The organism is Pseudomonas hunanensis, from assembly GCF_013393325.1.
Lineage (GTDB): Bacteria > Pseudomonadota > Gammaproteobacteria > Pseudomonadales > Pseudomonadaceae > Aquipseudomonas > Aquipseudomonas putida_P.
The window spans coordinates 1-255 of record NZ_QJRC01000034.1; the positions used below are offsets into that span (position 1 = coordinate 1).

General features: G+C 58.0%; 1 protein-coding gene. It reads left to right on the forward strand.

The annotated features are described in order from the left end of the window. The coding region (locus DM807_RS00645; RefSeq protein ID WP_179026937.1) for an immunoglobulin-like domain-containing protein at window positions 1-255 on the forward strand (255 nt) is incomplete at both ends.

The following is a 255-nucleotide window of genomic DNA, read 5'->3' on the forward strand; positions in this document are numbered from 1 at the left end:
CGTGGAAGTTCGAAAACCTGAACCTGGACAAGACTCCGGTCAGCACCCAGGTCACTGATGAGCCAGGTACGCCAGGCAACGAAGGCGATATCGTTAAGGTCACCATTACGGCTGACCAGGTATCGGTAGCCGAGAACGTGAAGCCGACCTTCACCGTACACGTCAATCAGCCGCTGGATCACGACCTGGTCGTGACCCTGAGCAACAATGCCACGGTCACCATCAAGGCTGGGGAGACCAGTGCGCCGTACGAGC